Here is an 11,895-nt window from a genome sequence, read left to right as displayed (position 1 = left end):
CCTTGGAATTATGAATTCTTTGAAACTTGTTATTCAAGGAGTTACACCACTAGAAAAATAATGTAACTCCAACGCTACTTCATTAAATTGTTTTCTTTACAAAGCCATCTGCTGCAATTAGTTTTTGGGCTGCAGTATCTTTATCACTGTCTGTCAAAATCATGACGATTGCTAATTTAACATTTTCGTCTGCTGCTGTAAAGAAGCGATCTGCTGTTTCATAATCGACTTCTGTAGCTTGCATGATGATTCGTTTTGAACGCTCGACTAATTTTTCATTTGTGGCTTTTACATCGACCATTAAGTTGTTATAAACTTTGCCAATGCCAATCATCGAAATAGTAGAAATCATATTTAAAATTAATTTTTGGGCTGTCCCAGATTTCAAACGAGTAGAGCCAGTCAAAAATTCAGGACCACAGTCTACTTCAATTGGGAATTGGGCATGCTTTGAAATTTCAGCATCTTTATTACATGAAATCGTCCCAGTGGCAGCACCAACTTGACGGGCATAATCTAAACCACCAATAACATAAGGTGTCCGACCACTTGCAGCAATTCCTACTACCATATCATTTTCATTTAATTTTAATTCGTGTAAATCATTTGCCCCTAATTCAGCCGAATCTTCGGCACCTTCAACTGCGACAGTCATCGCCTGATCACCACCAGCAATTAAACCAACTACCATTTCTGGTTCAACACCAAAAGTCGGCACACATTCTGCTGCATCTAAAACGCCTAAACGTCCTGACGTCCCCGCACCCATGTAAATTAAACGGCCGCCTTTTTTAAAAGCTGTAATTGTTGCTTCAATTACTTTTTCAATACTTGCTAATTCTTTTTCCACTGCGACTGCTACTTTTTGATCTTCTTGATTCATTTTTTGACAAGCTTCTTTAACTGTCATTTCATCTAAACCAAAAGTTGCTTCGTTACGACGTTCAGTTGTTAAGTTTTCTAAATTAATCTTACTCATGTTCTTCCCCCATAGATTGTAATTTGAATTTCATGCCGCCTTTAATCTGGCGGACTAAATCTTCTTCTGTGGTAATGACTTGTGCAACTACATTGACTTTTTCATCTGCTGCTAATTCTTGACGGCATAATTGAATTTCACCGGCATAACGCAGATATTTTTCATTATCTACAGTCACACTCCCCAAAGTGCGTTTTACCGTATTTTGTGCTTTAATTTGCGGAATCTTACGAAAACGAGCATCCGCACTGCGAACAACTGCATCTGCTTCGTCTAAGCGATTGACATGGTCCCCTAAAATATAATCGAAATAATCTGTCCCGCAATTTTCTACTTGTAATAAAATTTCATTGTTATTTATAAAATTTTCGAATTGTTCTTTTGTCCGTTCCTTTAAGCCACCATCTCCGATATAAATTAGATCAACGGCAGCATTTTGTTGCCATAATGCCGCAGCTAGTGGATGTTTGTAGCGATCTTGTTCTAATGTTGGTAACCCTTCAAAAAGCGGACCTCTTAAATTAGCATCGCCTGGAACAAAAGCTTGAATGGTGAATCCATTGTCTTTAAGCCACTGATTTTTTTCTAGGAACCAACTTTGGGCTAAACCAGTTTCTGGTCGTGGATAATAGTTGTGCCACGCTTCCAAATTGGAAAAATTCGCCGCTGCTTTTTTTAGTTCTGCAATATCTTGTGCTGTGACTGTACTTGCATTTAATGCAATTTTCATTTGTTGACTAAAGTGGGCAATTTGCAGGTTGCTGATATGATAATCCATCCTCAGCCCCGTTACGCCAATTTGAACTAATTCTGATAAATTATCCATTGCAAATCCAGCTTTTTTTAGCGCGTTTCCTGAAATATCTACCATTAACTCTAGCTCTAACGCTTTACACCAACTACCTAATTGACTTAGGCGTTCTCGGTATTTTGTAGCATCGTCTTCAGGAATGTGCAAGGAAGTAAACACACCTTTAAAGCCTGCTTGCGCCATGTCAGTGACATATTCTTCTTGTTGTTGTGATAGTGCTTCGTTTAAAAAAATCGAAAAACCAAACAATGAGATTCCTCCATCTTTCATGAAAAAATGATTAGTAATCGCTTACACAAAGGAGTATACATCATGTTTTATTTTTACGCAACCTTTTTTCGTTATTTTTATTATTTTTTTGAAATATTATTTCTTTAGCTTTGCAAAAATTTAAGAAGAAAATTTCAAATTCCCACCAAATTACATTCTGTGGTAAACTTACTGTTGAGAAAAATCAACTTTGAGGTGAATAATAATGATCACGATGGATGATATCATCAGAGAAGGCAACCCCACTTTGCGGGAAGTTGCAAAAGAAGTACCCATGCCCCCAACTGATGAAGAAAAAAAACTGGGGGAAGAAATGTTAGAGTTTTTAAAAAATAGTCAAGATCCCGTTAAGGCAGAAGAATTGCATCTACGCGGTGGTGTTGGTCTAGCTGCTCCACAATTAAATATTTCAAAACGCTTAATCGCCGTCCATGTTCCTAGTAATGATCCTGAAGATGACACACCTATTCTTAGCACTGTCATGTTCAATCCTAAAATTTTGAGCCACTCCGTTCAAGACGCTTGTTTAGGCGAAGGCGAAGGGTGTTTATCTGTTGATCGTGAAGTACCAGGCTATGTCGTTCGTCACGCACGAGTGACCGTCTCTTATTACGATGAAGCGGGGGTAAAACACAAACGTCGCCTAAAAAATTACGAAGCGATTGTCGTCCAACATGAAATTGATCATTTAAATGGCGTCATGTTTTACGACCATATTAATGAAGAAAATCCTTTTGCCTTAAAAGAAGGCGTCTTAGTTATTGAATAAAAGTGGCTGTAAAGAAGTGCAAGCTTTCCGAAAATAAGAAGGAATTTTAAAAAGTTGCTACTCAAATTTTCGCGAAAGTTCAACTTATTCGTATTTATGAAGCTTTACTTCCTTGACACTGTTTATGCAAAATAAAAAAGGTGTGACAAAATTTTGTCACACCTTTTTAGCTATTTTTAGCGTTCACAATTCTGCCAAGTCACTCTTGATATAAAATCCCTGCTTTTAAAAGAGCCGCTTTAATTTTTGCTAGAGTTTCCTCGTTTTCATACGCAATTGTATGCAAATGAATCCCATTGGTTAGTTCCAAAAGTAAACTGGCATTTGAGTTATGGTACTTTTCCATAAAGACTTCGATATCTTCGAATGTTTTAATCTGTAAGTTTCCCGTTAATTCACCATACATATCGTGTTCTACTATAACATCTACTACTTCGCCGCCATTTTCCACAATAATCTTAAGCTCCGCTTGGGTTTTTGAAGCATCATGTTGTACTGCGATTTGACTTAATTTTCCTTGTCTTTTTCCTTGGAGTAAGTACCCTCGGGCGGTCGCTTTAATAGCTAATCCCGCAGCACGCATAAGGGCGATGTCTCCGACAATAATCTGACGACTTACGTCAAACTGTTGGGCAAATTTTGAAGCACTTATCGGTTTTTCTGCTGTTTGCAATTGGCTCAAGATTTGATCGCGTCGTTTATTTCCTTCCATTTTGTTCGCTACCTTCTGCAAGTTTTTTTTGTTGATACGCACGAGAATGTTTCATAATATCAGCAAATGTCGCCGTAATCGTCGGCAGATAATCTGCTTTTGTAACGTTTTTTGCAACCTTATTTAATACGGCTGTTTCTCTCGAACTATCTAAAACAGGTTGTTGCTGCTCTTTTTTGAAAGCTGCAATTTCACTGACAGCCATCATTCGCTGTTCTAAAAGTCTCGTTAATTCTTGATCAATTTGATCAATTTTTTGACGTGCCCTGACTAAGCTGTCGGTGTTTTCAGCTGCTGCAATATTTTTGATAACGCGAGCAGGATTACCTGCGACGACAACATTATCTGGAAATGACTTTGTCACTACGCTTCCGGCAGCAACCACGACATTGTCCCCCAACACGACCCCTGGTAAAAGTATAGATCCAGCCCCAAGCCAAGCACTATTGCCAATGGTTACAGGTTTACCACTTTCTAAGCCACTATTGCGTTTGACCGGATTTAAAGGATGAGTGGCCGTCAAAATTTGAACGTTTGGAGCAATCATACAATTATCCCCAATTGTAATTGGGCAGACATCTAATAAGACACAATTAAAATTAGCGTAGAAATTTTTACCGACAGAAATATTATAACCGTAATCAAACTGGACTGTAGGTTCCATATAAATATTTCCTGCCACTGCACCAAATGTTTCTTTTAAAAGTTGACTCCGGACTTTTGCATCTTGTTCTTGGTTGATTAACTGCATCTGTTCTCTAGCAAATCTGCGCTCACTCACAAGTTCAGGATCTTCGGAAAAATAAAGCTCACCGGCAATCATTTTTTCTTTTTCACTAACCATTAATATCCTCCTAAATTTTGATGGCATCAAATAATTCTTCTGCCGCACATTGTACCATGGTAAACGGTTCCTGAATAGCAAGAGCCGTCTGATTAACTGCCAATACCTCAGCTTGTGGTTTATGATAGTAAAGTAACTGATTAAAAGGCGCAACTTGAAAACTCGTACCGGCAATCACGATTAAATCCGCTTGTTCTACCGCTTTAATCGCCAAAGTAATCGTAGCATCTGTAAATCCTTCACCATATAAAACGATGTTTGGTCGCAACTGACCACCACAATCCTGATGGGTATCACACACTAAATAATCTTGCCATGAAACATTTTGTCCACACTTGCGACAATACACATCGTATAAATTACCGTGAAAATTCACCACATTTTTACTGCCAGCCTGATTGTGTAACCCATCAATATTTTGCGATACCACCCAAACTGATTTTGTCTTTTCCAGTGCTGCGATTTTTTCATGAATCACATTAGGACGAGCACTTGGATGATATAGTAATTTAACAAATTGGTAAAACTTTTGTGGCTCATGATTTAAACAGTCAACGCTTAATAAATACTCAGGTTGTTCAATCCCAGCATAAACACCTTTTAAAGATCGATAATCCGGAATTTGCGATGGTGTCGAAACACCGGCACCGGTTAAAAATGTGATCTTTTTTGCTGCTTGGATTTTTTCTAGCGCTTCATTTATTACTGTCATCTCAAACACCTCGTCTATTAGTATACACCTGAAATATTGTCAAAAAAAAGCCGGTCAAAAAACCGACTTTTACGCATCATAAAAACCTAAAATCATAATACCAATCATAATCGCTGCTATTACCAGATAGTGTTTGGCTTTTAACTTTTCTTTTAAGAAGATTCGACCCAAAATAACAGAAACAATCGCATAAGCTGAAATTAAAGGCGCGACGATAATGGCTTCTTTAGTGGAAACTGCACCAACGTAAAAGAACTGACCTAACGTTTCAAAAATCGCTGCTAACCCTTTATCTTTTTCCAAAAAGACAAATACAGGCTCTTTTTTCCACCACTCTAAATATGCCCATAATACTAGCGCTACAATTAAAAAAGTTAGTTCATAACTCATATTGGCTTGATCTTCTGGCATTAATTTGCGGTATTCTAAATAATAACTATCAAGAAAAGTACCCATCCCGTCAATAATCATATATAAAATTGGAAATAAGATGGCGATAGCTCCAAAGCGGTATTTTTTATCAATGGTTACCCCTTCCGCTTTTAACTGGGCATCATCTTGTTCTTTTTCAAAGATTGATAACAATAAAATACCAATTAAAATCATTAGAATTGCGACAAGTTGTAGGCCATTGACATTATTTCCCATAATTAAAAAACCTAAAACTGCTGTCACTGCCCCAGAGGAGTTACTAATGGGAGAAGAAATCGAAACTTCAATATAACGCAGGCCAAAATAACCAATTGCCATAGACAAAATATACATTGCTGAAACAGGTAAATATAAAATTAAATTGTGCCAGTCATAACGAATGCCTTCGTAAATAACATAGTAAAATAAAACGTGCAGTCCCATGACTAATCCCACCATAATCGTGGTCTTCATGGCGCTATGACGGTCATTAGGATCATTACCTTTCTTATAAAAAAGATCAGCCGTCCCCCAGGCTAAAATTGTAATTAATGCCGACGCAAACCACATCTATCTTCACTCCCTACTCACGTTTCTTTTTTAAAAGTAGCGTAAACTAATAGAATCGTCAATCATTGTCTCTAGTTTCACTTTGGCTTTCTTCATTTAACTAAAATCAGTTCTTTTCCTTTAACCAAAATCGGCAGGATAAATGAAAATGATTTCAACTCATGACAGCGCCATGTAAACGTGATACAATACATTGGGAAAAACGTAACAAAGAAGTTGCGTTTTGGTAAAAGCGAGGTGAAACCATTGGTACCATTTATTATTTATTGGGGCGTAATCTTAGTCTGTGTCGCATGGGCTGCGTTAAGCATTTTCTTTTCTATTTTTTATTTGGCCCGCAAAGAAAACGGCAATTTATGGGCATTTGCTTTCTTTAACGTCCTTGCTGCTATCGTACAAGCAATCGTCTTGGCTATTTATCGCACCTGGGGTTGGGGCATTACCCAATACTCAAGCTTGATTTATATTATCATCGGCGTATTACTTGTCTTAACTGTTATCCAAGCTATTTTAGGCCGTGAACCAAAAGAAAGTATCGCATAATTTATTGCATGAATACCACTTAATGAACGAGATTGTGACAGAAATAGCTTTTGTCACCACCCTCATTTTGTTAAGTGGTATTTTTGTATAGTCCGCATAATGTATACATATATTTTCATGAACCTTTGCTGAAACAAAACTAAAAAAAGTATAACTAAAAACTAACAAAGAACTGATATTTTCGTTTGTTTCAGGCTATAAATCACGATTAAACAGGGAATTACAGCTTTAATTAAAGAACTTTCATCTTGTAAAAAGTAATGTATATTCTTTCATTTTCATGTAAAAAAGTTTGACACCCTATGCAATTTGACGTAAAATTCTTGTGTACTATCAACTGAATACGAGATACCTCCGTCACCGAGGTAGAGGTCGCATCATTCATTAATCCTGTTGAGTAAGCAAATATTAAGACGCAGGCCTAGGGAATGTTGCCGAAATAAATCACGTGTTTGCTCACGGATTTGTTGGGACGCACGGGAAATACCTGGCGGACTGTCTTAGCTTTTAGCTAAGTTGCGCTATGTTTTGTGAGAGGTTTGTCGACGAATTTTGCTCTTTGTCAACAGCCGATTTCTTTTCATACGAACTGATTTCGGCTGTTTTTTTATTTTTTTCGCTGGCGGCAACTCCATTCATCTCTCTCGTGTTTTAAGTGTTTCACTTAAATTACGTTGGTATGGTCAAATACTTTTTAAGGAGCAGAACATGAATAAAAAAATTTCCGTTACCGCACTACTAACTATTATTTTAAGCTTTTTCACCGTCGCCTTTGCCGCGACACCAGCAGCCGCTGACAGCCAGACACCTACAGATACACTGCGCGTGGGGATGGAAGCGGGTTATGCCCCATTTAACTGGACTCAAACAACAGATGCCCACGGAGCTGTCCCTATTCAAGGCGAAAATTCAGCTTGGGCAGGTGGTTATGATGTCCAAATCGCTAAAAAAGTTGCCGCTGGCTTAGGCAAAAAACTAGAGATTGTTAAAACTTCTTGGGATGGCCTTCCAGTTGCTTTACAATCTGGTAAAATCGATGCAGTTATCGCTGGGATGTCACCAACAGCTGAACGCAAAAAAGAAATCGATTTTACAAACCCTTATTATGAATCTCACTTAGTTATCGTAACAAGAAAAGATAGTAAATACGCTGATGCTAAAGACTTAGCTGACTTTAAAGGGGCAAAACTTACCGCCCAATTAAATACATTTCACTATACTGTAATTGATCAAATTCCAGGTGTTCAAAAAGAACAAGCACAAAAAGACTTTTCAGCAATGCGCGCAGCACTTTCTTCTGGGGTCATTGACGGCTATGTTTCTGAACGGCCAGAAGGTGTCACAGCAACATCTGTTGATAAAAATTATGCCATGGTAGAATTCGCTAAAGATAAAGGCTTTAAAACCAATCCTGAAGATGTTCAAGTTGCAGTTGGTATGCGTAAAGGTGATCCAGACGTTGCAAAGGTCAATCAAATTTTAGCTGGTATTTCTGAAGAAGAACGTACCAAATTGATGGATGCAGCAATTAAAGAACAACCTGCGGCTAGTGATAGCAGTGAAGAAAAATCAGGCTTTTTACATGATATTAAAACCATTTGGAATCAATATGGTGGCCTCTTTTTACGCGGGGCAGGTTTGACACTTTTAATTGCAATTGTTAGTACGATTTTAGGTACCAGCCTAGGGTTACTAATTGGTGTTATCCGCTCACTACCAGTCGCTGAAAATAAAGTATTATTCGTTTTCCAAAAATTCTTTAATTGGTTACTGTCTGTTTATATCGAAATTTTCCGTGGCACACCAATGATGGTACAAGCAATGGTCATTTATTATGGTTTAGCTCAAGTATTCCAAATTGATTTGAATCGTACTCTAGCTGCCTTTATCATCGTTTCATTTAATACTGGGGCATATATGTCTGAAATCGTTCGTGGTGGGATTTTTGCCGTTGATCCAGGGCAATTTGAAGCTGCACAAGCAATCGGGATGACCCATGGACAAACAATGACCAAAGTTGTTTTGCCACAAGTGATTCGGAATATTTTACCTGCTACTGGTAACGAATTTGTCATCAATATTAAAGATACAGCAGTATTGAGTGTTATCTCTGTTGCAGATTTGTTCTTCCAAGGGACCTCTGCTGCTGGAACGAACTATAAGTTCTTCCCAGTCTTTACTATCGTCGGTATTATGTACTTGATTATGACCTACACTATCTCAAGAATTTTACGTTTAGTTGAAAAACGAATTGACGGTCCACAATCATATATCAAAGCTGACGAGGCTGAATTAGAAGCAGAAGAAGAATAGGGATAGGCTTAGGAGGAATAAACATGGCAGAAAAAATTATTGACATTCAGCATTTAAAAAAAAGCTTTGGCGAAAATGAAGTTTTAAAAGATATTGACTTTTCTGTAACCAGAGGGGAAGTAGTTTCCATTATCGGTTCATCAGGTTCTGGTAAATCAACTTTATTACGCTGTATTAACTTATTGGAAAAACCTACAAGTGGTGAAATTTACTATAAAGGGGAAAATGTATTATCCCCAGGCTATAGTCTGACAAAATATCGCACACATCTTGGTATGGTTTTTCAATCTTTCAATTTATTTAACAATATGAACGTTTTAGAAAATTGTGTTACCGGACAGACGACTGTTTTAAAACGCAATCGCGCAGAAGCTAAAAAAATTGCTTTAGAAAATCTGGAAAAAGTTGGCATGGATCGTTATATTGAAGCAAAACCAGCCCAATTATCGGGGGGCCAAAAACAACGGGTCGCAATCGCCCGCGCACTATCCATGGATCCTGACGTAATGCTTTTTGATGAACCTACTTCGGCCCTTGATCCAGAAATGGTCGGAGAAGTTTTAAAAACAATGAAAGCACTCGCCCACACTGGTTTAACAATGGTAGTGGTAACCCACGAAATGGATTTTGCCCGTGATGTTTCGAATCGTGTCATCTTTATGGATAAAGGTGTCATTGCTGAACAAGGCTCACCAGAAGATATTTTTGGTAATCCAAAAGAAGAACGTACGAAAAAATTCTTACACCGTGTTTTAGATAAAGAAGCATAATTAGAATAACCAACATCTAAAAGTTTCAGGGCCAAGCCCACTTTTAGATGTTGGTATTTTTTTGTCAAAAAGAGTAATAACAATCTAACATTGAAATTTTCTGAAAATTATCCTAAAATTAAGCCAGCACTTTTCAAGTAAAAAATTCAGAGGGAATCTTCCCTACTACAAAGGATGAACATTTAATGGAATCGCAAGAATTAAGTCGTAGTTTAAAAAATCGTCACGTCCAGTTAATTTCAATTGGGGGTGCAATTGGCACTGGTTTATTTTTAGGAGCGGGCAAATCGATTCAATTAGCTGGCCCGGCTATTTTATTTGCTTATCTAATCACTGGGTGTATTTGCTTTTTAATCATGCGCTCCTTAGGTGAATTACTTTTATCCAATACTGATAAACATTCCTTTTTAGATTTTGTTGCAGAATATCTAGGGAAAAAATGGGCCTTTTTAACTGGCTGGACTTATTGGTTTTGCTGGATTTCGATTGCGATGGCTGACTTAACCGCAACCGGTCTTTATGTGCGCTACTGGTTTCCCCAAATCCCACAGTGGCTACCCGAATTAATCGCTTTAGTCTTATTAGTAGCCTTAAATATGATTGCTGTTTCCTTGTTTGGTGAGCTTGAGTTTTGGTTTGCTTTAATTAAGGTCGTGGCAATTATCGCCTTAATTGTGGTGGGCGCCTACATGATTGTTACCCATTACCAAACAACAGCAGGGGTAGTAAAAGTTAGTAACGTTTGGCAACACGGTGGCTTTTTTCCAAAAGGAATGTCTGGCTTTATCCTCTCTTTTCAGATGGTAACCTTTGCTTTTGCAGGGATTGAACTGGTGGGACTAGTGGCTGGGGAAACAAAAAATCCCAAAAAAGTTTTACCAGAAGCTATTAACAATATTCCAATTCGTATCATTTTGTTTTACTTAGGAGCTCTATTTGTCATTATGGCTATTTACCCTTGGAATAGTTTAAGCGCTAGTGAAAGCCCCTTTGTAGAAGTTTTCTCAGATATCGGTATAACTGCCGCGGCGACTGTTATTAATGTCGTTGTCTTATCTGCAGCAGCTTCTGCCTGTAATAGTGCAATTTACAGTACCGGACGCATGTTGCGTTCGTTGGCTCAAGAAGGAAGTGCTCCAAAACCTTTTGAAAAATTGACTAAACACCAAGTTCCCGGTAATGCGATTTTCTTTTCAGCTTTAGTGATTTTCATTGCCGTTATCTTAAACTATTTCATGCCTAGTCAAGTCTTCACCATTGTTACAAGTGTTGCGACTACTTGCTTTTTATTCATTTGGGCTATTCTGGTCTACACCCACATGAAATATCGGAAAAGTATCCTAGGGAAAAAAAGCCATGCTTTTAAAATGCCTTTTTATCCCTATAGCAATATGTTAATCTTTGCCTTTTTAATTTTTGTAGCTATGGTTTTACTCCTATCAAAAGAAACTCGGATTGCTGCACTTGTAACGCCGGTATGGTTTATCATTTTAAGGGTAATTTATTATTTCAAATTCGAAAGAAAATAAATTTCACGACCAAAAAAAGCGTTCGCCTGTTTTGAATACCAATGGCTGAACGCTTTTTCCTTTATTTTCTTAAAATGTAATTTTGAATTTTCGCTGCACTTTCATAAGAAGGCACCCAAATGGCCGAAACGATAAAGCGGCCAAATAAACCAATAGTAGGATGCCAAAAGACAGCTGCGATAAGTAATAAATTAATCACCATCGATAAACCACTACGGCAATCGTGACGTAATAGCTGGGTGCCACGGGTATTGTCATCATTAGCTTTTAAGATTTGTTTGGTTAAAATACCAAATGAAAAACTCCACATCGTATAAACTACTACATACGCCAAAGCCGGCCAAAACATGCCAGGATTACTCCCTACCCATTGGGTTACAGCAGGACATAATGTTAACCAAAACAACCAAAAAATATTGGCCCAAATGACACGATCATCTACTTTTTCAGTCATCTTCATTACCCTATGATGCGTTACCCAAATCACCGCTACAAAAATGAAACTAATCGTATAAGCGGTTAAAACATCCCGCATTGCTAAAAGGGATGCTAAAGTCGGCGCTGCTGGAAAACGTATTTCTAATACTAAAATCGTAATGACAATGGCCACTACGCCATCTGTAAAAGCCGTTAAACGTCCTTTTGTCACTTTTTTCACCTCG

Annotated in this window: 12 protein-coding genes and 1 riboswitch; of the genes, 5 read left to right on the top strand and 7 right to left on the bottom strand. The window is 37.8% G+C overall.

The window, feature by feature from the left end; all coding sequences use genetic code 11:
* Positions 1–82: 82 nt before the first annotated feature.
* Both murQ and RU96_RS04365 read right to left on the bottom strand, forming a co-directional pair.
* Positions 83–979 carry an N-acetylmuramic acid 6-phosphate etherase gene (murQ, locus tag RU96_RS04370; protein ID WP_071864317.1) on the bottom strand — a complete coding sequence of 299 codons (897 nt, stop codon included), beginning with the start codon at positions 977–979 and terminating at the stop codon, positions 83–85.
* A complete protein-coding gene (locus RU96_RS04365) occupies positions 972–2,039 on the bottom strand; it encodes a DUF871 domain-containing protein (RefSeq protein WP_071864316.1) in 1,068 nt (355 codons plus the stop codon). Before RU96_RS04365 ends, murQ begins: the two co-directional genes overlap by 8 nt.
* A gap of 226 nt (positions 2,040–2,265) precedes the next feature.
* On the opposite strand from RU96_RS04365, the gene def reads away from it, so the two are divergent.
* Positions 2,266–2,829 (top strand): peptide deformylase, encoded by a 564-nt coding sequence (gene def / locus RU96_RS04360; RefSeq protein ID WP_071864315.1) that lies wholly within the window; start codon positions 2,266–2,268, stop codon positions 2,827–2,829.
* Between the two features lie 199 nt (positions 2,830–3,028).
* Here def and RU96_RS04355 read toward each other — a convergent pair whose 3' ends face one another.
* The 4 genes from RU96_RS04355 to RU96_RS04340 form a co-directional block, all read right to left on the bottom strand.
* Positions 3,029–3,541, bottom strand: a complete 513-nt coding sequence (locus tag RU96_RS04355; RefSeq protein ID WP_071864314.1) for a transcription repressor NadR — start codon at positions 3,539–3,541, stop codon at positions 3,029–3,031.
* Positions 3,528–4,385: a chorismate mutase gene (locus RU96_RS04350; RefSeq protein WP_071864313.1), complete on the bottom strand. Its 858-nt coding sequence runs from the start codon at positions 4,383–4,385 to the stop codon at positions 3,528–3,530. Before RU96_RS04350 ends, RU96_RS04355 begins: the two co-directional genes overlap by 14 nt.
* Before the next feature lie 10 nt (positions 4,386–4,395).
* Positions 4,396–5,097 carry an NAD-dependent protein deacylase gene (locus RU96_RS04345; RefSeq protein WP_071864312.1) on the bottom strand — a complete coding sequence of 234 codons (702 nt, stop codon included), beginning with the start codon at positions 5,095–5,097 and terminating at the stop codon, positions 4,396–4,398.
* Between the two features lie 69 nt (positions 5,098–5,166).
* Positions 5,167–6,078, bottom strand: a complete 912-nt coding sequence (locus RU96_RS04340) for an EamA family transporter (RefSeq protein WP_071864311.1) — start codon at positions 6,076–6,078, stop codon at positions 5,167–5,169.
* Positions 6,079–6,324: 246 nt separating this feature from the next.
* On the opposite strand from RU96_RS04340, the gene RU96_RS04335 reads away from it, so the two are divergent.
* From RU96_RS04335 to RU96_RS04320, 4 genes are all read left to right on the top strand, one after another.
* On the top strand, positions 6,325–6,621 hold the full coding sequence (locus tag RU96_RS04335; RefSeq protein WP_071864310.1) for a hypothetical protein: 297 nt from the start codon (positions 6,325–6,327) through the stop codon (positions 6,619–6,621).
* Between the two features lie 358 nt (positions 6,622–6,979).
* Positions 6,980–7,153, top strand: a riboswitch (Lysine riboswitch).
* Between the two features lie 176 nt (positions 7,154–7,329).
* The gene (locus RU96_RS04330; protein ID WP_071864309.1) at positions 7,330–8,934 is read left to right on the top strand and encodes an ABC transporter permease subunit; all 1,605 of its coding nucleotides are present in this window, start codon (positions 7,330–7,332) and stop codon (positions 8,932–8,934) included.
* A 23-nt stretch (positions 8,935–8,957) separates the two neighbouring features.
* Positions 8,958–9,704 (top strand): amino acid ABC transporter ATP-binding protein, encoded by a 747-nt coding sequence (locus RU96_RS04325; protein ID WP_071864308.1) that lies wholly within the window; start codon positions 8,958–8,960, stop codon positions 9,702–9,704.
* A 185-nt stretch (positions 9,705–9,889) separates the two neighbouring features.
* Positions 9,890–11,233: an amino acid permease gene (locus tag RU96_RS04320; protein WP_071864307.1), complete on the top strand. Its 1,344-nt coding sequence runs from the start codon at positions 9,890–9,892 to the stop codon at positions 11,231–11,233.
* A gap of 61 nt (positions 11,234–11,294) precedes the next feature.
* Here RU96_RS04320 and RU96_RS04315 read toward each other — a convergent pair whose 3' ends face one another.
* Positions 11,295–11,882 (bottom strand): TMEM175 family protein, encoded by a 588-nt coding sequence (locus RU96_RS04315; RefSeq protein ID WP_071864306.1) that lies wholly within the window; start codon positions 11,880–11,882, stop codon positions 11,295–11,297.
* Positions 11,883–11,895: the final 13 nt, after the last annotated feature.

Source organism: Enterococcus canintestini (assembly GCF_001885735.1).
Taxonomy (GTDB): Bacteria; Bacillota; Bacilli; order Lactobacillales; family Enterococcaceae; genus Enterococcus_C; species Enterococcus_C canintestini.
The sequence above is the reverse complement of the archived record's forward strand: the minus strand, read 5'-3'. Positions and strand labels throughout refer to the sequence as shown.

What these genes read in the sequence shown, in the direction of transcription:
- murQ (WP_071864317.1), bottom strand. Translation starts at nt 979, where the DNA reads ATGAGTAAGATTAATTTAGAAAACTTAACAACTGAACGTCGTAACGAA.
- def (WP_071864315.1), top strand. Translation starts at nt 2,266, where the DNA reads ATGATCACGATGGATGATATCATCAGAGAAGGCAACCCCACTTTGCGG.
- RU96_RS04355 (WP_071864314.1), bottom strand. Translation starts at nt 3,541, where the DNA reads ATGGAAGGAAATAAACGACGCGATCAAATCTTGAGCCAATTGCAAACA.
- RU96_RS04350 (WP_071864313.1), bottom strand. Translation starts at nt 4,385, where the DNA reads ATGGTTAGTGAAAAAGAAAAAATGATTGCCGGTGAGCTTTATTTTTCC.
- RU96_RS04345 (WP_071864312.1), bottom strand. Translation starts at nt 5,097, where the DNA reads ATGACAGTAATAAATGAAGCGCTAGAAAAAATCCAAGCAGCAAAAAAG.
- RU96_RS04340 (WP_071864311.1), bottom strand. Translation starts at nt 6,078, where the DNA reads ATGTGGTTTGCGTCGGCATTAATTACAATTTTAGCCTGGGGGACGGCT.
- RU96_RS04330 (WP_071864309.1), top strand. Translation starts at nt 7,330, where the DNA reads ATGAATAAAAAAATTTCCGTTACCGCACTACTAACTATTATTTTAAGC.
- RU96_RS04325 (WP_071864308.1), top strand. Translation starts at nt 8,958, where the DNA reads ATGGCAGAAAAAATTATTGACATTCAGCATTTAAAAAAAAGCTTTGGC.
- RU96_RS04320 (WP_071864307.1), top strand. Translation starts at nt 9,890, where the DNA reads ATGGAATCGCAAGAATTAAGTCGTAGTTTAAAAAATCGTCACGTCCAG.